At 44.7% G+C, this 22,267-nt stretch carries 18 protein-coding genes, 3 pseudogenes and 1 riboswitch; of the genes and pseudogenes, 16 read left to right on the top strand and 5 right to left on the bottom strand.

Annotated features, from left to right (window positions below; genetic code table 11):
• Positions 1–62 precede the first annotated feature (62 nt).
• From NCY57_RS01930 to NCY57_RS01895, 8 genes are all read left to right on the top strand, one after another.
• Positions 63–1,421: an MATE family efflux transporter gene (locus tag NCY57_RS01930; RefSeq protein ID WP_195274674.1), complete on the top strand. Its 1,359-nt coding sequence runs from the start codon at positions 63–65 to the stop codon at positions 1,419–1,421.
• 147 nt (positions 1,422–1,568) lie between these two features.
• A riboswitch (cobalamin riboswitch) is annotated at positions 1,569–1,742 on the top strand.
• Between the two features lie 137 nt (positions 1,743–1,879).
• Positions 1,880–2,809 carry an ABC transporter permease gene (locus tag NCY57_RS01925; protein WP_015526672.1) on the top strand — a complete coding sequence of 310 codons (930 nt, stop codon included), beginning with the start codon at positions 1,880–1,882 and terminating at the stop codon, positions 2,807–2,809.
• Positions 2,810–2,824: 15 nt separating this feature from the next.
• A complete protein-coding gene (gene nikC, locus NCY57_RS01920) occupies positions 2,825–3,688 on the top strand; it encodes a nickel transporter permease (protein ID WP_021650926.1) in 864 nt (287 codons plus the stop codon).
• Positions 3,669–4,460 (top strand): ABC transporter ATP-binding protein, encoded by a 792-nt coding sequence (locus NCY57_RS01915; protein ID WP_021650927.1) that lies wholly within the window; start codon positions 3,669–3,671, stop codon positions 4,458–4,460. Before nikC ends, NCY57_RS01915 begins: the two co-directional genes overlap by 20 nt.
• Positions 4,461–4,469: 9 nt before the next feature.
• Positions 4,470–5,408 carry an oligopeptide/dipeptide ABC transporter ATP-binding protein gene (locus NCY57_RS01910; RefSeq protein ID WP_059086421.1) on the top strand — a complete coding sequence of 313 codons (939 nt, stop codon included), beginning with the start codon at positions 4,470–4,472 and terminating at the stop codon, positions 5,406–5,408.
• Between the two features lie 29 nt (positions 5,409–5,437).
• Positions 5,438–7,006 (top strand): nickel ABC transporter substrate-binding protein, encoded by a 1,569-nt coding sequence (locus tag NCY57_RS01905; RefSeq protein WP_227588809.1) that lies wholly within the window; start codon positions 5,438–5,440, stop codon positions 7,004–7,006.
• Between the two features lie 4 nt (positions 7,007–7,010).
• Entirely contained in the window at positions 7,011–7,763 is a 753-nt protein-coding gene (locus tag NCY57_RS01900) for a class I SAM-dependent methyltransferase (protein ID WP_022426108.1), read from the top strand.
• Between the two features lies 1 nt (position 7,764).
• Positions 7,765–8,511, top strand: a complete 747-nt coding sequence (locus tag NCY57_RS01895) for a class I SAM-dependent methyltransferase (protein ID WP_021650931.1) — start codon at positions 7,765–7,767, stop codon at positions 8,509–8,511.
• An 11-nt stretch (positions 8,512–8,522) separates the two neighbouring features.
• Here the strand turns inward: NCY57_RS01895 and NCY57_RS01890 are convergent, their stop codons facing one another.
• A complete protein-coding gene (locus tag NCY57_RS01890) occupies positions 8,523–9,296 on the bottom strand; it encodes an alpha/beta hydrolase (RefSeq protein ID WP_195274673.1) in 774 nt (257 codons plus the stop codon).
• 205 nt (positions 9,297–9,501) lie between these two features.
• On the opposite strand from NCY57_RS01890, the gene NCY57_RS01885 reads away from it, so the two are divergent.
• The 4 genes from NCY57_RS01885 (at position 9,502) to NCY57_RS01870 (ending at position 13,661) form a co-directional block, all read left to right on the top strand.
• A complete protein-coding gene (locus NCY57_RS01885; RefSeq protein ID WP_161209855.1) occupies positions 9,502–10,377 on the top strand; it encodes a NifB/NifX family molybdenum-iron cluster-binding protein in 876 nt (291 codons plus the stop codon).
• Between the two features lie 87 nt (positions 10,378–10,464).
• Positions 10,465–11,847, top strand: a complete 1,383-nt coding sequence (locus NCY57_RS01880; protein ID WP_173722995.1) for a hypothetical protein — start codon at positions 10,465–10,467, stop codon at positions 11,845–11,847.
• A gap of 23 nt (positions 11,848–11,870) precedes the next feature.
• Positions 11,871–12,941, top strand: coding sequence for a U32 family peptidase (locus tag NCY57_RS01875; RefSeq protein ID WP_250789430.1), 1,071 nt, complete (start codon positions 11,871–11,873; stop codon positions 12,939–12,941).
• 237 nt (positions 12,942–13,178) lie between these two features.
• On the top strand, positions 13,179–13,661 hold the full coding sequence (locus NCY57_RS01870) for a GNAT family N-acetyltransferase (protein WP_021650238.1): 483 nt from the start codon (positions 13,179–13,181) through the stop codon (positions 13,659–13,661).
• Between the two features lie 130 nt (positions 13,662–13,791).
• Here NCY57_RS01870 and NCY57_RS01865 read toward each other — a convergent pair whose 3' ends face one another.
• Positions 13,792–14,811: a LacI family DNA-binding transcriptional regulator gene (locus NCY57_RS01865; RefSeq protein WP_250789429.1), complete on the bottom strand. Its 1,020-nt coding sequence runs from the start codon at positions 14,809–14,811 to the stop codon at positions 13,792–13,794.
• A gap of 393 nt (positions 14,812–15,204) precedes the next feature.
• On the opposite strand from NCY57_RS01865, the gene malQ reads away from it, so the two are divergent.
• Positions 15,205–16,713, top strand: coding sequence for a 4-alpha-glucanotransferase (malQ, locus tag NCY57_RS01860; protein WP_250789428.1), 1,509 nt, complete (start codon positions 15,205–15,207; stop codon positions 16,711–16,713).
• 276 nt (positions 16,714–16,989) lie between these two features.
• A complete protein-coding gene (locus NCY57_RS01855) occupies positions 16,990–17,619 on the top strand; it encodes a metal-dependent hydrolase (protein WP_250789427.1) in 630 nt (209 codons plus the stop codon).
• An 8-nt stretch (positions 17,620–17,627) separates the two neighbouring features.
• Here NCY57_RS01855 and NCY57_RS17005 read toward each other — a convergent pair.
• Positions 17,628–17,816: pseudogene (locus NCY57_RS17005) on the bottom strand (DUF6783 domain-containing protein).
• Here NCY57_RS17005 and NCY57_RS17000 point away from each other — a divergent pair.
• Positions 17,754–17,897 (top strand): annotated as a pseudogene (locus NCY57_RS17000) (DUF6783 domain-containing protein); the annotation flags it as partial. The pseudogenes NCY57_RS17005 and NCY57_RS17000 overlap by 63 nt on opposite strands.
• 91 nt (positions 17,898–17,988) lie before the next feature.
• On the opposite strand, the gene sstT reads toward NCY57_RS17000, so the two are convergent.
• Together sstT and NCY57_RS01845 are read right to left on the bottom strand one after the other, a co-directional pair.
• Positions 17,989–19,197 (bottom strand): serine/threonine transporter SstT, encoded by a 1,209-nt coding sequence (gene sstT, locus NCY57_RS01850; RefSeq protein WP_173723002.1) that lies wholly within the window; start codon positions 19,195–19,197, stop codon positions 17,989–17,991.
• Positions 19,198–19,431: 234 nt separating this feature from the next.
• Complete coding sequence (locus NCY57_RS01845; RefSeq protein ID WP_021652900.1) at positions 19,432–20,787, bottom strand: MATE family efflux transporter; 1,356 nt, start codon at positions 20,785–20,787, stop codon at positions 19,432–19,434.
• 238 nt (positions 20,788–21,025) lie between these two features.
• On the opposite strand from NCY57_RS01845, the pseudogene NCY57_RS01840 reads away from it, so the two are divergent.
• Positions 21,026–22,180 (top strand): annotated as a pseudogene (locus NCY57_RS01840) (FprA family A-type flavoprotein); the annotation flags it as partial.
• Positions 22,181–22,267 lie beyond the last annotated feature (87 nt).

The following is a 22,267-nucleotide window of genomic DNA, read 5'->3' as shown; positions in this document are numbered from 1 at the left end:
TTGTGTTTCGTAAGAGTCCCTTGTAAAATAGCGGACAAGGATGAAAAGAAAAGGAGATTCTTATGGGAACTAATGAAAAAGATATGACTGCCGGATCTCCCGGAAAACTGATCATAACTTTTGCCATACCAATGATGCTTGGAAATATTTTTCAGCAGTTTTATACAATGGCAGACACCATGATCGTCGGACAAGTGGTAGGAGTTGAAGCACTGGCGGCAGTAGGTGCCGGAGATTGGCTGGTATGGCTGGTGTTGGGGATCATGACAGGTATCACACAGGGTTTTTCTATTCTTGTATCTCAGTATTATGGAGCAAGGGAAAAGGAAAATCTGAAATGTGCAGTAGCGAAAAGCTATATCATGACAGCATTACTGTCTGTGGTCGTACTCGCAGTAAGTGAAGGTACAGTTTATCATGTTCTTTTATTTTTACAGACACCGGATAATGTCATTGATCTGACAATGCTATATTTGCGGCTGATCTTTGCAGGAATCCCGATCATAGCTGCTTATAATATATTTGCAGCGATCCTTCGGGCACTTGGAAACAGCAGATCACCGTTGATCGCAATGACAGTGGCGGCAGTGATCAATGTGGGACTGGATCTGTTGTTTGTGGCGGTTTTTGGCTGGGGTATAGCCGGAGCAGCAGTGGCGACCGTTATCGCACAGGGATTTTCAGCCTTGTACTGTTTGATCGTATTACGTAAAATCCCGGATATCCGCCTGGAAAAGAAGGACTTTTACAGGCAGCCCTCTATGAGCCTGCGGCTTTTGGAACTGGCGGTTCCTCTTGCGATACAGAATGTGATCATCTCCGTGGGAGGACTTGTGGTACAGTATGTGATCAATGGATTTGGTTTTCTGTTTGTGGCGGGATTTACGGCATCGAACAAGCTGTATGGGGTTTTGGAGATGGCTGCCGTTTCATATGGATATGCTATTACAACCTATGTAGGCCAGAATCTTGGTGCAAAAAAATACCAGAGGATTCGAAAAGGCGTGCGCAGCGGCACTTATATGGCAGTGCTCACTTCGGCTTTCATTTCCGGCATGATGGTACTGTTTGGACGTAATGTACTGTCCCTGTTTGTATCCGGTGAACCGGATCAGACCCGACAGGTATTGGATATAGCATATAAGTATTTGTTTATCATGGCTGTCTTTTTGTGGGTGCTGTATCTGCTGTATGTGTATCGTTCCGCTATCCAGGGCCTGGGTAATACTTTGATTCCGCTTGCCAGCGGCATTGCAGAATTTATAATGCGTGTCAGTGTTGCGCTGCTGCTGCCAAAACTGATCGGTGAAGATGGAATATACTATGCAGAGATCTGTGCATGGAGCAGTGCAGCTGTTTTATTATTCGTAAGTTATATGATCATTATACGGAAATATAAAGAAGTCACCGTTCATACATAATGTTATTTACTTAAGGGATCTATAATAATACAGGCAGAAAATATACGGGTTTCACTATGAAATGTTCAGATATTTTATATTTGACAAAAAACTATTTATATAAAAAGAAAAGTATGATATTATAATACTTATTCATTGCAACTATGAAAATTGAATAGTCAGAAGGGTGTACAAAGTACTTAATAAGGAATCTGGTGAAATGCCAGAACAGCCACCGCTACTGTGACAGGGACGAAAACCAAAATATCACTGGAGAGATCCGGGAAGATGGTAAGTAGGAAGAACTGGAGTCAGGAGACTTGCCTTTTTGACAGAAGAATTCTGATTCGGATGGGATACAGAAGGAATAAGCTCTGCCTGAGGTGGAGGTTTGTTTTTTGTGCTGATATGATGCTGGATCATATCAGCTTTTTTTATTTTAAAAACAATAAACAGATAAAAAATGAGGAGAGATGAAGATGGGAAAAGTAATTGCAAAGCGTTTTATATTTATGATTCCGGTAGTGCTGGCGGTTACATTTATTATTTTTATGCTGAGTTTTATATCGGCAGGTGATGCTGCCAGAGTGCTGGCGGAGAAAAAATATGAGCATCCGTCACCGGAGCAGGTAGAAGAAGTACGGCATGAGGAAGGACTGGATCAGCCGGTGCTGGTACAATACGGGAAATGGCTGGATCAGGCACTTCATGGCGATTTTGGAAAATCATATTCTACCAGAAAACCGGCTTTTGAGGAATTAAAAAGATATTTTCCACAGACATTTAAACTGGCAGTTACTTCGTTTTTATTGTTGATGATCGTATCAGTCCCTCTTGGAATTTTGTCGGCAATTTATGAAAACAGAGTTCTGGATAAAGTCATTCGCATTTTGTCGTCCCTCAGTGTATCTATGCCGTCTTTCTGGATCGGTCTGATGCTGCTCTATATATTTGGAGTAAAGCTAAAAGTGATTTCCGTGATCGGAGGAGATGCCGGAGGCATCCCGATTCTTGCGGCATTTGCCATGGATATCAGTTTCTTTGGAATTATGACGAGATTGATCCGTACCAATATGATACAGGTGCTGAAGCAGGATTACATACGTGCCAGCAGAGCTAAGGGATTGTCATCTGTAAATGTAATTTTGCGTCATGGTCTGAAAAATATCCTGATTCCTGTGCTTACACGTCTGGTATCAATTGTGATCGGTTTTTTCTGTGGCTCAGCTGTGATAGAAAGTATTTTTTCAATTCAGGGAATCGGAAATCTGGCATTGAAATCCGTGATCTCAAAAGACACTCCGGTGCTGCAATGTTTTATCTTTATTCTGGCTGTTGGCATTGTAGTATTAAATTTTCTTGTGGATATCGCCTATTCTGCGATTGACCGGCGAATCCAGTTAAAGTAAAGGAGAGATCATAGAATGGGAAGCAGAAGAAAGCAGAAAACAGAAAAAAGCATGATCCAGAATCTGTACTGGAAACAGGTATTCCGGTCACCGAAAACAAAAATAGGATTGATGGTGGTCATAATTTTTGCATTGGCAGCTATTTTTGCACCTGTACTGGCGCCGCATGATCCACTGCTTGTGGATGTTTCGATAAAATTAAAGAATCCGTCGGCGGCATATCCTTTAGGTACTGATCAGCTGGGACGATGTATTTTATCAAGACTTCTCTGGGGCAGCCGGTATTCACTGAGCTATAGCTTTACGGTGCTTCTGATCACCGTATGTGTCGGGGTGCCGATCGGACTGTTTGCCGGATATGTAGGTGGAAAAATCGATTCCATAATTATGAGGATCATTGATGTATTTATGGCTATGCCGGTCTTTATTGTGGCACTTGCCATTGCAGGAACCGTAGGAGCCAGCGGCGCTCATCTGATCCTGTCCTTATCGGTCGTATCCTGGGCAGAATATGCAAGGCTTGCCCGAGCATTGACACTTCAGGAAAAAAATAAAAATTATATGACCGCACTAAAAGCCGGCGGCTGCGGCCACGCAAGGATCATATTTAGGCATGTATTGAGAAATATCCTGCCATCTGTAATCGCACTGGCAACAATGGAAATCGGTTCGATCATTCTGTCAATTGCCGGTTTTTCCTTTATCGGCCTTGGTGTGCAGGCACCGACACCGGAATGGGGGATCATGCTCAGTGACAGTAGAAGTTATATTCAGACTTATCCAAGACTGATGTTTTATCCGGGCATACTGATCATGATCATTGTTCTGGCATTTAATTATCTGGGGGAGGGAATACAGAATGGAACAGCCCAAAAATGATGTTCTAAAGGTAAAAAGACTACATGTGGAGTTTCAGACTTCTCACGGAATGGTTCATGCAGTAAAAGATGTCAGCCTGGAAGTAAAACGCGGAAGGATCCATGCTCTGGTGGGAGAAAGCGGAAGCGGCAAGTCAGTTACCTCTCTGACGATCATGAATCTGCTTGCAGGAAATGGAAAGGTGATATCCGGAGATGTGACACTGAACGAAAAGAGTCTTCTGAAGTTATCAGGAAAAGAAAAACGACAGTTATACGGAGACAGGATCGGAATGATCTTTCAGGATCCGACCGCTGCTCTCGATCCGCTCTTTACAGTTGAACAACTGCTTCTGGAAGGACTGAGAAAACATCGCAGAATGAGCAAAAAACAGGCAAGGGAAGCAGCGTTGGAAAGTCTGCGGATGATGAATCTGCGTGATCCGGAAGAACTGATGAAGAAAAAACCTTACGAATTGTCTGGTGGTATGTGCCAACGTGTTATGATCGCCATTGCCATGTCCATGAAACCGGATTATCTGATCGCAGATGAGCCGACGACAGCCTTGGATGTAACCGTACAGAAGCAGATCCTGGAAGAAATCTATCAGCTATCCAGGAAAGAAAATCTGGGCGTGTTATTTATTACGCATGATCTGGGTGTGGTGGCAGAGATCGCAGATGATGTTTCGATCATGAAAGACGGCGAAATAGTGGAAAACGGAACGGTTGAAGAGATCTTTTATCATCCGCAGCATTCATATACAAAAAAACTGTTGGATGCAGTTTTATAGGGGAAAAGTATGAGTACGTTACTAAAGACAGAACATTTAAAAAAATATTATGGCAAGAAAAAAATTGTGAAGGCAGTGGATGATGTAAGTCTGGAAATCCATGCAGGATCATCCATGGCCCTGATCGGTGAAAGTGGAAGTGGTAAAACTACATTCGGAAAGCTGATCGCCGGCCTGGAGAAACCTACAGATGGAAAATTCTGGTTTCAGGGACAGGAAATGCAGGATTTGTCTGAAAAGCAGTTTCGTCCATATCGCAAGAATCTTCAGATGGTCTTTCAAAGCAGCAGCGGGGTATTTGATCCCGGTTATACCATTGGAGAAAATATTCTGGAAATTTTGAAATTACATGAAAAACTGCAAGAGGGTGAGTATGAAGAGCGAGTAAAGGAGGCTTTGATCCAGACGGGGCTTGATCCGGATATCCGCAACCGTTATGTTGGACAGATTTCAGGAGGTCAGTGTCAGAGAGCTAATATTGCGAGAGCATTGGTATTAAGACCGGAACTTGTGATCTGTGATGAACCGGTATCCAGTCTGGATTATTCCATACGAAAGCAGATCCTGCATCTGTTAAATGAGCTGCAGGAAAAATATGAGATGACCTATTTACTGATCACTCACGATCTGTCCAACGTTCCATATCTCTGCAAAGAGGTGGCTATTATGTATCAGGGACGCGTGGTCGAGTTTATTGATCATACGGACAGCTTAAAGGAGACTGCCGTACATCCTTATACAAAAGATCTGTTTGATTCTATTCCGGTAAAAGAACCGAAAATGCGAAGAATCGGATCGCAGGAAAAGAAAATATTTTCAGATACCATTCCGGAACAGGGCTGCCCATATCAGAACCGGTGCAGAAGATGTACAAATATATGCAGAGAGCATATACCGGAATTGACAGAAATTGAAACAGGACATTTTGCGGCATGTCATATGCTGTAAAATATAAAACAAACAAAGGAGAGGAAGAAATGAAGAAAAGACGTGTAGCAAAATTGATAGCATTGAGCATGGTGGCGGCAACTTTACTGACAGGTGTCAATGTACAGGCAAAAGAGGAAAAAGTAGTTACGGCAATGACATCCATTGATCTGACTCCTGAACTTTGTGACCCTATAAAAAGTGGTCCGGACTTTCGTCTTTATGAAATGATCTATGATCCTCTGGTACGTTACGGAGAAAATGGAGAAATCAAACCGGCATTGGCAGAATCCTGGGATATCAGCGAAGATGGCACAACCTATACGTTCCATTTAAGAAAAGATGTGAAATTCTCGGACGGCACAGAGTTTAATGCAGACAATGTGATGTGGAATTATAACAGATGGGTGGAACAGGATGTGATCGGTAACTTTTCAGCCAAACTGGAAAATGTTACAAAGGTAGATGATTATACTGTAGAATTTAAGTTCGCAGAACCATGTTATACTCTGCTGATCGAATTCAGCTATCCAAGACCGTTCCGTTTTACCTGTGAAAGTGCACTGGATGAAGATGGAGAATTTTGTCAGGAAGTGGGTACCGGAATGTGGATGATCGACAGTTATGAAAGCGGTCAGGAGGTTGTCCTGGTACCAAATCCTAATTATTACGGTGAGAAACCAAATATTGATAAAGTAGTTCTGAAACAGGTGGTAGACGGTGATGCCAGAGTGATGGCACTTCAGAGTGGAGAGGCAGATCTGAATCTTCAGGATATTCCATCCGAAAGCTTCAGTATTATCCAGGCAGATAAAAATTTATCGACAGAACAGCAGGTTTCCACACTTTCTTACTATCTGATCGAAAATTATGATACACCGGCGCTTCAGGATGTAAACGTACGTCAGGCACTGAATTATGCAACAAATAAAGAAAGCATTGTAAATGATCTGCTGGATGGTTACGGCAATCCTGCAACCGGACTTATGTCTCCGACAGTTCCTTATGTAACAGAAGAAAACAGCAAGGGCTATCCATATGATCCGGATAAAGCAAAGGAACTGTTAAAGGAAGCAGGATATGAGGATACAGATGGAGATGGTATTGTAGAAAAAGACGGAGAACCACTGAGCCTCAGACTGGTATTCCAGACTGAAGAATATGCTTCATGGAAATCTCTTTGTGAATTCCTGAAATCTGAATATGAGAAGGTCGGTGTAGGTATTGAACTGGTAGAAAAAGAATCCGCAGCTTACTATGATGAGATCTGGAACACCAGAGATTACGATCTGTGCATTTACCGCAGCTATGAAGATTCCTGGATGCCTCATGGATTCCTGAAATCAATGTTCTATGCGGAAGATGGAGCAAAGGCAGTAAACTGGTACGATGAGGAGCTGAACAAAGATCTCGGAGAAGTATTAAAGACACAGGATGAAGAAAAGCGGACGGAATTATACGATAAGATCCTCACACGTATCAATGATCAGGCAGTAACAGTACCGCTGTATTATCCGAACCGTGATTATATCTATAACAATACCAGACTGACCAATGTAGAGCTTGCACCGACTGCCTATGAAGGCATTAACTGGGCAACACTGGATGTAGTGGAGTAAAAAAATGTTTGAAAAGATCGAGAATAAATGGACAGAAGATTCCGGTGATTATGATGATATGATCCAAAAACAATTGAGTAACAAAAGAACGGTATCTTACTGGACAAAAGAATTGAAAAGACTTCTTGGACCTGAGCCCCTTCGTATTTTAGAAGTGGGCTGCGGCCCGGGTTTTATGAGCATCATAGCAGCGCGTCTGGGACATGATGTAAAAGCGATCGATGGTTCATCAGGAATGGTAGAAAAAGCCAGAAGGAATATGCGACAGTATCATCAGCAGGTGGAAATCTGTGAGGAAGATGGTGTAACTTTGCCATTGGAACAGGAACAAAGCTATGATGTGATACTTTCCAGAGATGCGGTGTGGACATTATATGATCCGGAAAAAGCTTTCAGACGCTGGAAGGCTGTATTAAAACCAGGTGGAAGGATCATTTATTTTGATGGGGACTATCGGACCGTCGAACCCACATTAAAAAATAAGATCCATATGAAAATTGCTGATTTTCTTATTTATGTTACAGAAAGAAAAACATATGGATCTGACGTGAAGGAAAACAGCGGAATTTATGAAAAGCTGCCATTTACATCGCAGAAGCGTCCGGAAGCGGACTTTCAGATATTAAAAAAGGTACGCTTTGCCAGGATTCAGATCAGAGAGAACCGCTGGCTAAACAGACCATGGACGATGGATTTCTGGAAATACGGATATCAGGGAAAAAAATTTATTGTAGTAGCCACAAAGAAGGAGAAGTGACATGCAAAATGATAAGATCAAAGAGTACTGGGAAGGAGAAGCTGGCATTTACAGCGAAGGGATCAAGGCAGAATTGAAAAGTGAAACAGCAGAAAACTGGAAAAATCTGATTCTGGAGTATGCGCCGGAAAAAGAACATCTGGAAGTACTGGATGTAGGCTGCGGGCCGGGATTTTTTGAAATTATGCTGGGAAAAGAAGGACATCATGTGACCGGGATCGATATTACTGAAAATATGATCCATGAAGCAAAGGAAAATGTAAAGGCAGCAGGTTTATCCGCAGATCTGATGACTATGGACTGCCACAATCTGAATTTCCCGGATGAGACATTTGATATGATTATCTGCAGAAATATCACATGGACGCTGGATGATCCACAGAAGGCTTACAAGGAGTGGCTGCGTGTACTGAAAAAAGGCGGACGCCTTTTGGTATCGGACGCCTGCTGGTATCTGCATCTTTATGATGAAGAAAAGAAAAAGATTTACGAGGCACATGATGCTGCCATGTGGGAAAAATACGGAAGAGGTATCCATGCTCATGAAGATGCGGAAACAGGGAAAGAGCTCAGCAGTAAGCTGTTTATGAGTGATAAAAAGCGCCCGGCATGGGATCTGGATCACATGATGGAGATCGGCTTTTCTAAAGTGTTTGCCCTGAAGGACATCAGTGATATTTCCAGAACTTCCATGGATCGTGAGCTGAATAAGCTGACACCTCAGTTTTTAGTGGGTGGGGAAAAATAAGCGGGCCGGCGTTAAATAAAACGCTGGACCCGCTCCATTGTAGTTTTTAGAATAAAGATATCCGTCAGTACATCACCGGTTTCCAGAGAATGGTTGGCGTTTTGGGTGAGAAAGAGAGGTGCATCTTTCTGCGCTGCCAGTTTCCGGATGGAATCGGTTTCGGCCCAGGGATCTGCGGTGCCGTGGAAGGCGATGCTTCCGGCAAGTGGGAAGGAAAAGGTCTCTGCAAGAGGCGTGAACAGGATGCTTTTTACAGTCAGATCGTGTCGGGAAGCATAGGCAGAGGAGATGACTGTACCAATGCTTTTGGAAATAAACAGAATGCTGCCATAGGAATTCCAGTCGATGCTGCCTAAGGAGCGTTCTGTTTGTTCCAGGGCAAGGTCAAAGGCCTGTTTCATTTTTTCAGGATCTCCTTTGACATTTTCCGGGAGGGTGCCATAGGATACCGTGCGGATTTTGTAGCCGTGTTTGCTGGCAAGGCGGCTGGTATAGTACAGAAGCGGCTTGTCAGCAGTGTATCCGATGCCCGGAAAAACAACAGCTAATTTCGGGGCATTTTTATCTGCTCCGGCTGTATGAGCGGAAACTTTTGTATAGAGCATCTGCAGCTGAAGCTTTTCCTGAAGCTCCTTTAAGGTAATGGAGATCGTACAGGAATCGGATGGAAGATAATCATAATCGGTAACAATGTCGTCCTCTTCCATGGAATAAACAATGTGTGAGGAACCCATGAGCTCCATGTCTTCTTCAATATCTGAAAGTAATTCTTCGTATGATTTCATTTTAGTTCAAACCTTCTTATTTAAAAAATCGTTTATTTTTACAGATTCTTCTATTATACTGGATTCATTGAATGACAGCAAGAGGTTACTGTTCACTGGCAATGTCCCGCGAGGTGTTTTTTGTGAGCGAAGTTAAACCTTGCTTTTATCCTGCCTGCACGATATACTAATATAATACATATCTGACTAATGGAGGGTTTTACAAATGAAAATTGCAGCAACATACGATAATGGAAACATTTTTCAGCACTTTGGAAAAACGGAGTTTTTCAAGGTATATGAGGTGGAGGATAACAAGGTTATTTCCAGTGAAGTGATCAGCTCCAATGGCACCGGACATGGTGCACTTGCCGGACTTCTTGCAGATCAGGGGATCAGCGTTCTGATCTGTGGCGGAATCGGCGGCGGCGCTCAGGCAGCACTTGCTGAGGCTGGTGTTGAGTTATGTTCCGGAGCACAGGGTGACGTAGATGCGGCTGTGGATGCTTATCTGAAGGGCGAGCTGGTATCCACAGGTGTGAATTGTGATCATCACCATCATGAAGATGGACATTCCTGCGGAAGCCATGAGGATGGACACTCCTGCGGCGGTCATGAAGACGGACATTCCTGCGGAGGCTGTGGCGGCGGATGCGGTTCCCAGCCATCTATCACAGGTCCTAATGTCGGAAAAACCTGCCGTACACATTACAGAGGAACCTTTAATGACGGAACACAGTTTGATTCTTCCTATGACCGTGGCGAGCCACTGGAATTCATCTGCGGAGCAGGACAGATGATTAAAGGCTTTGATGCGGCAGTTGCAAACATGGAGGTTGGCCAGGTGGTAGATGTTCATCTGATGCCTGAGGAAGCTTACGGTATGCCGAATCCGGATGCGATTTTTACACTTGAGATCGAACAGCTTCCGGGTGCTGAGGATCTTACTGTAGGACAGCAGGTATACCTCTCCAATCAGTATGGTCAGCCGTTCCCGGTTAAAGTTAACGCAAAAGATGAAAAAACCATTACTTTCGATGCTAATCATGAGATGGCAGGTAAAGAGCTGAATTTCAGAATTGAATTAGTAGAAGTGAAATAAGAAGGAACAGTGGGAGGTGCTGTATGGGAGCATATGGCATCTCCTTTTTTTGCCTGAAGGGAGGAAGCTTTCCTGATGAGGATCTCTATGATACCATTTGGATTACTATCCGGTTTTATGGACAGCAAAGAAATCCGGATCACAGAGCTGGGTGAAGATGGATTTCGATTTCGGCTGGCAGAGGAATGCCCGGAACCGGAGCAGTTTCTGATCTGTTTTTATGATATGAAAAAAGCCGGGTACAGGAGAGTGGAGATCCGGAGGTTTGGGATGAGTGCAGCAGAGGAGCAATGCCTGCAGGATCAACAGCCAGTTGAAAAGAAAACCGGAAAATATTTTTACAGGGAATATTCTGTGAGAGTGGAACAGAAGGATTATGTACAGGAGGTTCGGCGTCTGGCCGGAGAGTACAACAGATATATCCGTCTGAAGCTGGATGGAGACGATGGAGAGCTGGCGAAATCACTGACCGGTTATCCTGCGGAGCTGGATGAGATGCATTGCAGGAGTCTGGAGGAACAGAAGAAGCGGTGGTTTTTTAGAGAAAATGAAAAGGCTTCCGGAAATCCACAGGATACAATGGGTGCAGAAGAATTAAGGCTTTTGGATAATGCAGAGTTTGCCCTGGAATTAAACTGCACTTCCCTGTATGAAGAATATCTGTGCCAGCCGCTGCAGGCTTTTCTGGCGTCTTACTGGCAGAAGAATTATCTCACTCACAGTTATTTTGCAGGCCGGATACCGGACAGATTTTATATTGGAAATCAGTTCTGCCATAATTTGTTTCCGATAGAAGAGCAGCTTTTTTCTATCATGGATAAAGTGTATTCGGAGGGATCGGAGATCACACTGGTATTTTCTTATATCCGGGAATTTATGCTTTTGTCTGTGGGAAAGCTTCTGGAAAAGGTGGATAACTGGTGCTGTATTCATGGGGTGAATGTGGAAATCGTAGTCAATGACTGGGCCATGGTGGAAATGCTCTGTGGAAAAACATCCCGCCTGCATCCTGTTCTGGGCACATTGCTTAATAAACGAAAAAAGGATCCGCGAATGAAATATAAATCCGGTGATACCTTATTATTTCAGCAAAACAGCCTGAATGCGGGGTTTTATCGGGATTTTCTGGCTGAAGAATTTCATATCCACAGATACGAGTGGGAGTCCTGTGGATATCCACAGGAGCTTCCCCCGGGAAAAAACAGTCTGCATCTGCCTTTTTATCAGACAAACACTTCGCAGTATTGTCCATTGTATGCTTTGTGCACCACTGGGGATCGTGGTACACAGCAGCTTGCGGAGCACTGTCCGAAATTTTGTGAAAAATACACACTTCTTTATCCGGAACATTTACACATGGCAGGGAGGTATAATTCCCTGTTCGGTGTGGATAAAACATTTCCGGAGATACCTGAAATGTGGAAAAATATAAAAGGCACAAAGCCGGATCGCATTGTTGTTAATATATGACAGGTGATGAGCAGGCTGTGAAGGTGGAGCACGAATATCTGTTTGACAAGAATACATTGCAGAAAAAGGAACAGGACATGGATAACAGTATGAAAATAACAGCCGGGTTAGGCTCCATAGATGAATATGAACGTTTTGTGCAGGCAGGAGCAGATGAATTTTTCTGTGGCTATGTACCATTTTCCTGGGCGGAAAAATATGGCACAGTAATGCCGTTAAATCGCAGGGAGGTTCTCTGTTGTAATGTTCAGCTTGGAGCATACAGTGAGCTGGAAATTCTTTCCCGGATGGTAAAAAAATATAAAAAGCCGGTGCATCTCACCTTCAATTCCCTGTATTATCTTCCGGAACAGTATCCGGAGATCGGAGATATCATAGAAAAGTGCATGGGAATTGGATTTCGAAGCTATATCATTGCAGATCCGGCGCTTCTTGTTTATCTGAAAAACAGGGGGATTTCCTGTGAGATCCATCTCAGCGGAGAGACGGGGGAAGTGAACAGTGAAATGCTGAAGATGTTCCGGCGCTTTCCTCTGAAGAGATTGATCTTTCATCGGAAAAACACGTTCCGGGATATGCAGTCTGTTATTGCATCTCAGAGAGAAGTGGAAAAACAGGCTGGGATCCGACCGGAGGCGGGAATGCAGTTCGAGGCCTTTGTGCTGAATGAAATGTGCCAGTTTACGGGAGCATTCTGTAATTCTCTTCACTGTGATGAGATGGGATATCTTTGCAGGGTGTCCTATTGGCTTGGAACTGTACGGAATGGTGATGCTGTTCCGGAAAAAATAATGGCTCTTCAGGAGCAGGCGTGGGATCAGGAACCGGATCTGAAAGCATATGATGAATCCGGATATCTTTGTGGTGAGACAGGCTGTGGACTGTGTGCACTGTATCAGCTGAAGCAGGCAGGGATCACGCATCTGAAGCTGGTTGGCCGGGGAAACTATGTGGATCACATGGAAAAAGATATCCGGAATTTGCGAAAAGCGTTGGAAATTCTGGACGCTGCAGAAAATGAGAGGGAATTTCAGTATACATTAAAACGGACAGTGTTTCCGGCGGGGTGTAGCGGAAGATGTTATTATCAGTAACAAAAAGGGAAGCTTTTTTGAGTTAGAATAAATGATAAATGGGATGAAAACCAGAATCAGGAAAAGACATGGTGCAGATTGCAGATTTGACGGTCCTGGGAAAAAGCTATTTCCGGATTATTTGGGATCAATGGCGTGTGTCCTTCCTGAGTTCAGAGATCATTACATTTGCTGTGATCCTGATACTGGCGAGATCCGGGCGGAAAAAGAATGTATTTTCAGGAGAAAGGATATAAAATGAATTTCGAGCGTGTAAAAAGAGAAGAAGCAGATACAGTTCTGAAGCTGTACCGTTCATTGCTGGGGACGCCCTATTGTGTGTGGACAGAGGAGTATCCTTCAGAAAAAGAAGTGGAATTTGATCTTTCCAGAGATGCGCTGTTCTGTATGCGGGACGATGCGGGAAATATCGCAGGTGTGATCTCCATTGATGATGATCCAAATGTGGAATGTCTCACATGCTGGTCAGAAACCATGGTGCCGTCAGCGGAGGTCTCCCGGGTGGGAGTATGTCAGGAATTCCAGAATCAGGGGATTGCCGGGAAACTTCTTAAGGGTGTGATGGAAGAGCTGAAGAAGCGGGGCTATAAAGCTGTACATCTTCTTGTTGCGAAGGACAATGTAAAAGCACTCCGTTCTTATGATAAGCTGAATTTTGAGAACGTGGGAGAGTGTGAACTCTGGGGACATATGTACTGGTGTTATGAGAAAGCATTATAAAAAGTATTATAAAAAATGAAAAACAGATATCTTTTTGCCGGGCGGTAGATCGACCACCAATGTCAGATCGATAAGTGGTGGTCAATACACAGTCAGCAGAGAAGATACCTGTTTTTTGTTTGAAAGCAGATCAGATCCTCCGGCAGCTGTTCCTTTCGATCAGCTGGTGAGGTACAATGATCTTTGTGGCCGGAAGGCTCGGATTTTCGATATGACTGATCATCTGCGTGGCTGCTTCCATTCCAAGCTGCCCGGAGTTAATATCAATGGAGGTCAGCTGAGGCGAAGTCAGTCTGGCAAAAAGTGAGTTGTTAAAGGAAAGAATGGACAGATCCTCCGGTATGGAGATATCTGCTTCTATACAGATCCGCTCCAGGGAAAGTGCCAGAATATCATCACTGACAAGCACAGCTGTAGGGCGCTCCTCACTTAAAAGCAGCTTTCGAAGCTCCTGAAACTCATTCTGGGAAGCGGCAGGAACCTCTATACAGTATTCGGGCTGTACGGTTAATCCGTGGCTGATCAGCGCAGTCATATAGCCGGTTTTGCGGTCTGCGGAAAAGACCAGGGAATTATCTACACCCAGATAAGCGATCTTCCGGTGGCCCAGAGCATAAAGATACTCCGTTGCCTCCTGTCCGGCCAGAAGGTTGTCATTATCGATATAGATTGTATGATTGGTGTATTGTGCCGGTTTTCCGATCAGGATATAGAGAAGTCCTTCACTGAAAAGAAAATCAATAACAGAATCATTCACACGGGAATAAAGAACAATAAATCCGTCAACCTTACCGCTTCTGGACATGGAACGTACTGCGTTAAGGATCTCTTCTTCATTCTGACCGGTAACAATGGTGCTGATATACTGATGTGCGTTACAGTAGTGGCTGATCCCCCGGATCGTCTCAAGGTAAAAGGAATTCTCGTATGTCTCCTTTGGGGATGGAGGCAGGATGATACCGATGGAGCGGGAAATCTGTGCTGCCAGGTTGCTGGCCTGGAAATTCGGCTCATAGCCAAGCTCCGCCATGGCTCTGCGTACACGTTCCTTGGTTTCTTTACTGATAGATGGATTATTTTTGCAGGTTCTGGAAACGGTGGACGGGGACACCCCGGCCAGAGCTGCCACATCTTTGATGGTTACTGCCATAAATTTGCCTCCTCACGGATATGCCGGATCAAAGCGGAAGTATGCCTCTGATCCGGCTTTTTTATCTCAGTCTGATAGAGATATTGTAGTTCATAACAAGGATACTGTCAAACATATTGCACGGAAAATTGCATGAAATTGCGTAAAAACAGATGCACAGAAAATCAGGTAGTGAGATGCAGACAGATTCTGTTTGACATAATGAAAAACTGCACAAAATCAGGATGTAAAAATTGTAAGAAAGGTAGAAAAGACAAAAACGCATTGCACTTCATGCAAAATGGACGTATAATTTACGCAAACGGTTGCGTAGATTATATGAATATGCATCCGTGAGAGGATAATAGATAAGATGCTCTGAGATGCAGGGCTCAACATAAGGAGAGAAAAGATATGGATAAAAGAGCAGCCGGCATTCTGATGCCGATCACAAGCCTGCCGTCAGAGTACGGCATCGGATGTTTTTCAAAGAGTGCCTATGATTTTGTGGACTGGCTGAAGGAAGCGGGACAGAGCTACTGGCAGATTCTTCCGCTGGGACCTACCAGTTACGGAGATTCTCCGTACCAGTCCTTCTCCACTTTTGCGGGAAATCCGTATTTTATCAGCCTGAAGGCACTGGTGGAGGAAGGCGTCCTTACAAAGGAGGACTGTGATAAGGTCAGCTGGGGAAGAAGAGCAGACAGCGTAGACTATGAAAAAATCTACAAAGGCCGTTATAAGCTTCTCCGCAAAGCTTACGAAAACAGCAACACCAGCGAGAATCCGGATTATCAGAAATTTGTTGCAGAAAACAGCTGGTGGCTTTCCGACTATGCACTTTTTATGGCAGTAAAGGATCAGTTCGGCGGTGTTGAGTGGACAAAATGGGCAGAGGATATCCGCCTTCGCTGGGCAAATGCCATGGACTACTATCGCAGAGAATTATATTTTGATATTGAATTCCAGCAGTATATGCAGTTCAAATTCTATGAGCAGTGGATGAAACTGAAAAAATATGCCAACGAAAAAGGCATTCAAATCATCGGAGATATCCCGATCTATGTAGCTATGGACAGTGCAGATACCTGGGCTCATCCGGAGCTTTTCCAGCTGGATGAGGAGAATGTGCCGGTGGCTGTAGCCGGATGCCCGCCGGACGGTTTTTCCGCAACAGGACAGCTTTGGGGAAATCCACTGTACCGCTGGGATTACCACAGAAATACAGGATATCAGTGGTGGATCTCCAGACTGAGCTACGTATTCCGCCTTTATGACGTGGTAAGGATCGATCATTTCCGTGGCTTTGACGAGTATTTTTCCATTCCGTACGGTGCAGAAAATGCCATTGGCGGTCACTGGGAAAAAGGTCCCGGGATCGATCTGTTCCGTAAAGTGGAGCAGGCCCTTGGCTGGAAGCAGGTCATTGCGGAGGATCTTGGCTATGTGACAGATTCTGTGCGTCAGCTTGTCCATGACAGTGGATTCCCGGGAATGAAGGTCCTGGAGTTTGCGTTTGATTCCAGAGATTCCGGCTGTGCCAATGATTATCTTCCACACAACTATCCGGAGAACAGTGTGGCATACACAGGAACCCATGATAATGAGACCATCGCCGGATGGTGGAAGAGCATTATGGCAAAAGAGCGTAAGCTTGCCAGGGATTATCTCTGTGATAACTATACACCGGATAAAGAGCTGCATAAATGCTTTATCAGCCTGGTTATGAGAAGCAGTGCAAAGCTCTGTGTGATCCCTATGCAGGATTATATGGGCCTGGATAACAGCTGCAGAATGAACCAGCCTTCCACAGTAGGAAAGAACTGGAAGTGGAGGATCCGCAAAAGGGAGCTGACTGTGAAGCTTCAGAAAGAAATCCATGATATTGCACTTCGCTACGGACGTATGAACTGGTCTGATTAAAAGAGAGATCCAAGAGACATATTCCATTTAAACGGGACGTGAAAGAAAGTAGAAAGATTTTAGATAGAATTGTGATTTTTTATGTGATATAATGCTGTTTCGTGGAGGCAGCTGTCAGTAAAAGGTAAGGCTGACAGCTGCCTTATTGTATTTTCAGATCTGCGGTAAATGATAAAGTGATACATTTATATATGCAGAAGATCAGAAGAGAGTGTCTGATCTGTAGCAGTGGATAATCCTGAATAACGGAAGATTTTTTACAATAAGGGGAGAATTATGACAGGAAAAACACACGCGGCAGTCGGACTCGGAACAGTGCTGGCAGTTACACAGCCCTCTACGTTTTCCGGTCTGGTACTTGCGGCAGGAACAGGAATGCTTGGAGCATTGATCAGCGACATTGATGTAGGAACCTCCAAATCCCATAAGGATGCGGACCGGATCACACTGATCGCGGTACTGCTTGTGGCAGCAGAGATCGCATTGAATTATTTTTATAATTTTTCCATCTGGGAAAAGATCCGCAATAACCAGTCTATGGCGCCGGTTGCCATGGGAGTTATTATTTTTATTGCAGTCTGCGCCTTTGGAAAAAATCAGCCGCACCGGTCATTTATGCATTCGATCATGGCTATGGCCATTTTAAGTGCAGCCATATCCATGGTGTCCGTGAAGCTGGTCCTTTATTTTGTGGTTGGATTCGCATCACATCTGGTGCTGGACTGCTTTAACCGGAAACGGGTACGGATCCTATATCCGCTGCCGGGAGGCATTGCGCTGGATTTCTGTAAGGCAGGAGGCTTTGTGGATTCCCTGCTTTTTAAGCTTGGATCTGTAGCTGTGATCTTTGAGCTTGTATATCTGGCTGTGCAGATGGGAGAGAACTGGAAGCTTTTTCGAATGTAGAGGATGTTTCATTTACCGATTACGGATAATTTTATATGGGGCAGATATTGCAGGAACTGAAGGTTAGAGCGTGTTTGAAAAATCATTCCCGTAATCTGCACGCCCCACTTTGCGGTATATTTTACCCGAATTCAGTTGCCGTAGCCCGCTACGGCGCCCTCATCCGGACAAAATCTCCCACAAATTGTGACGCACATCTTGCAGAAAGCCTTTTTCAAACACGCTCTAAGCCAAAAAAGGAGCAGATTTTCCAAATACGGAAGATCTGCTCTTTTTAACCGAATCAAGGGAGTCCCCTGTTTCAATTACAAATATCTGCCTGACTCAAATGCGGATCAGGAATATCCGACTGACGGTTTATAAGTGTGATCATTTATTCTTTCTGATCCTGCAGGCACATGCTGTGTAAAGTACGTCTGTGGAAGAGTTCAGTGCTGTCTCACAGGAATCCTGGATCACGCCTACGATGAAACCGACACCAACTACCTGCATGGCAACATCATTGGGGATTCCGAAAAGGCTGCAGGCCATCGGGATCAGAAGAAGAGAACCGCCGGCAACTCCGGAAGCACCAGCCGCACTTGCAGCAGCCAGGATGCAGAGGATCAGAGCGGTCGGGAAGTCTACGCTGATACCGAGTGTATGTGCAGCTGCCAGAGCCATGATGGAAATGGTGATCGCTGCACCACCCATGTTGATGGTCGCACCAAGAGGGATGGAGATGGAGTAGGTATCCTCATCAAGTCCGAGATCCTTGCACAGCTCCATGTTTACCGGAATGTTGGCGGCAGAGCTTCTTGTGAAGAATGCTGTGATACCACTGTCCTTCAGGCAGCGCAGAACCAGCGGATATGGATTCTGGCGTGTGCAGATGAAAGTAATGATCGGGTTGATCACCAGTGCGACAAAGAGCATGGTTCCCACCAGTACACAGATCAGACGGCCATAGCTTAACAGTACACTAAGTCCCTGCTCGGAGATGGTTGTGAAGATCAGGCCCATGATACCAAATGGAGCAAGGCTGATGATCCATTTTACGGCTGTGGAGGTTGCATCGGAAATGTTTTCGATGACAGTCTTGGTAGTTTCACTTGCGGCCTTCAGTGCGATACCGAAGATGATGGCCCATGCAAGGATACCGATATAGTTGGCGTTGACAAGTGCGTCAACCGGGTTGGAAACAATGTTCATCAGAAGGTTTTTGAGGACCTCTGCAACACCGCTTGGCGGAGTGACGTCGGAAGTATTTGTACTTTCGGAAAAAGTCAGCATGATCGGGAACAGGCGGCTGGAGATCACAGCTGCCAGTGCTGAGAGTATATTTCCCAGAAGATAAAGTACAACAACGAATTTCATGTTTGTTTTCTGGCCTTTTCCCATGTGGCACAGAGAGCTCATTACCAGGAAGAACACCAGAAGCGGAGCAATTCCACGAAGAGCACCGACGAACAGATCACCGAGAATGGAGATCACAGATGCCTGAGGGATCGCAAGTCCGAGAATGATACCAACGATCAGACCACAGATGATGCGCTTGATCAGGTTGATGCTGTTCCATTTTTGAATCAGTTTTTTCATAACTAGTTTCCTCTTTCCTATTGTGTGAGTGTGCTAAAAAATGCTGAGCCGCAAAGCAACGATCCAGTGTAAAGGGCGGATCGTTCTAAGCCGGTATTACTGCATTGCGTAAAAGCACAACAGGATAATTATATACAATTATGTCCGCCTTGTAAAGACAAATGTACATAAAACGCGAGAAAGATATAAAAAGCGCCAGATCAATGCTTCGTCTGGCGCTATATATTTGAAGTATCAGGTCCGAATTTTCCGGAAGCTTACAGCAAAGAACAGAACCTCCGCAAAGCCTGTAATTCCCCATGAGAAAATATACAGGAGATAAAGTGAGGAAATGGTTTGGAAGTGTGCGAACACCGTATAGAACCAGATGACACGGAATACACAGGATCCCAGAATGATGATGATGGTTGGTGGGATACTTTTTCCGATGCCACGGGAAGCGGCGATACTGCAATCCATAAAACAGCTGAAGGCATAGCTGAAGCCCATGATCCGGATTCTCTCCATGCCGGCATCGATGACTGCCGGTTCTGTGGCAAACAGTGACAGAAACTGCGGACCGAAAACAAGAAGCAGTCCACCAAGGATCGCACCTGCGATGAAGGCATAGGTAAGGCTGATCCCATAAGTCTTCAGCATACGTTTTTTATTTCCGGCACCCCAGTTCTGACCGATGAAGCTTGCGCATGCAGTATAGAAAGCAAACATGACGTTGTAGATCAGAGAGTCTGCATTTGCGGCAGCGGCATTTCCGGAAACCGTGACTGCATCGAAGGAGTTGACACCGGTCTGTACGAACAGATTTGCAATGGCAAAAATTCCGTTCTGCAGACCTGTGGGAATACCAAGAAGCAGTACTGCTTTACAGGCCTTCGGGTGAAGACGGAGCTTACGCAGGGATACCCTGCATTCGTCTTTTCTCCGAAGGAGGTGGATCATTACCAGCGCTGCGGAGATATACAGTGCGATCGCGCTGGCAGTTGCCACACCTGCGGCGGCCATATGACAGACGATAACGAAAAACAGGTTCAGAAGAACGTTGATCACTCCGGCAATGGAAAGATAGATCAGCGGTCGCTTCGTATCGCCGCGGGCACTTAATACGCCGTTACCGAAATTGTATACAGCCATGGCCGGCATACCCAGAGCATAAATCTTCATATATAAAACAGCCTGGTCCATCAGCTCCGGTTTCGTATTCATCATGGACAGCATCTGTCCGGAAAACAGAAGACAGACGACACAGACCAGAAGTCCTGCGATGGCACAGAGAAGAAGAGATGTATGAATCGTTTCTTCGGTACCTTTTCTGTTTTCGGCACCAAGCTCGTGTGCTACACGAACATTGACTCCGGCGCCCATGCCGATCAGGATTCCGGTAAATAAAGTGACCAGCAGAGTTGTGGAACCCACAGCTCCAAGTGCCATGTAATCTGCAAATCGCCCCACAACCGCAACATCACTTAAATTAAAAAGAACCTCCAACACCTGGGACCCCATCAGGGGAAGGCTAAAGAGGAGGATATTTTTCCAGAGAGAGCCGGAGGTCATCTCAATGGAAGACGTTTTCTTTTTTTCATTTTCACACATAGTTTACCTCATAAAAATTATAAAAAATTCCTTCATCCAAGGTATACAATACTATGTTGGAATAGGTTTGTAAAGAGGGGAAAATAGCTCTTTTACCAGGCGCAGAGGTTTGTTTTTATTTATAGATTCTACATTGATTTCAGTACGAACAATGATATAATAAATGAGAGCAATAAGAAAGTATTTTCAGAAATATTGGAAATATAAAATACAGCAGACTAAGGAGGAACTCAATACAATGAAAATCGGAAATGATATTTATTATGTAGGAGTAAACGATCATCAGGTAGACCTGTTTGAGGGACAGTATGTAGTGCCAAACGGAATGTCCTACAACTCCTATGTGATCAAAGATGAGAAGATCGCAGTTATGGACACTGTAGATGCCGGCTTCACAGAAGAGTGGCTGGGAAAAGTTGCAGAGGTTCTGGATGGTGCGAAACCGGATTATCTTGTAGTCCAGCATATGGAGCCGGACCATGCAGCAAATATTGAGAATTTCATGAAAGCATACCCGGATACAACTGTTGTTGCCAACACAAAGACCTTTACCATGATGGAGAATTTCTTCCGTGGAATGGATCTGGAAGGAAAGAAACATATTGTAGCCAACGGTGACACCCTGACACTTGGAAAACACGTCCTTACCTTTGTATTTGCACCGATGGTTCACTGGCCGGAGGTTATGGTTACATATGACAGCACAGACAAAGTTCTGTTTTCCGCAGACGGCTTTGGCAAATTCGGAGCTCTTGATGTAGAAGAGGACTGGGACTGCGAAGCACGTCGCTACTATATCGGAATCGTCGGAAAATACGGTCCGCAGGTACAGAAGCTTCTCAAGGCAGCAGCAACTCTTGATATCCAGACCATCTGCCCGCTCCACGGACCGATTCTTACCGAAAATCTTGGACATTATCTGGAGAAATATGATATCTGGTCTTCTTATAAAGTAGAGAGCGAAGGCGTAATGATCGCCTACACATCTGTATACGGACATACAAAGAAAGCAGCAGAGCTTCTTGCACAGAAGCTGGAGGAAAAAGGCTGCCCGAAGGTTGTTGTCTGCGATCTTGCAAGAGAAGACATGGCAGAGGCAGTGGAGGACGCTTTCCGCTACGGCAAGCTGGTACTGGCCAGCATTACATACAATGGAGAAGCATTCCCGTTTATGCGTACATTCATCGAGAACCTGACAGAGCGTAATTATCAGAACCGCACCATCGGCCTTATTGAGAACGGAAGCTGGGCACCGACTGCAGCCAAAGTCATGAAAGGAATGTTCGAGAAGAGCAAAAATATCACATGGCTTGAGAACAATGTAAAGATCATGTCTTCTCTCAGCGATGAGAATGTGGCAGAGATTGATGCAATGGCAGAGGAGCTCTGCAAGTAATTTCTGGATGTCAGAACAGCTTATAAAAAATAAAGATATAACATAATAAAAAGACGTGGATCCGGATTGATATGCTCGTTCATT

Origin of the sequence: Blautia sp. MB18-30 (assembly GCF_023669475.1) — a bacterium.
Classification (GTDB): domain Bacteria; phylum Bacillota; class Clostridia; order Lachnospirales; family Lachnospiraceae; genus Blautia_A; species Blautia_A fusiformis.
Note: the sequence above shows the minus strand (reverse complement) of the source record. Positions and strands in the feature narration are given on the sequence as shown.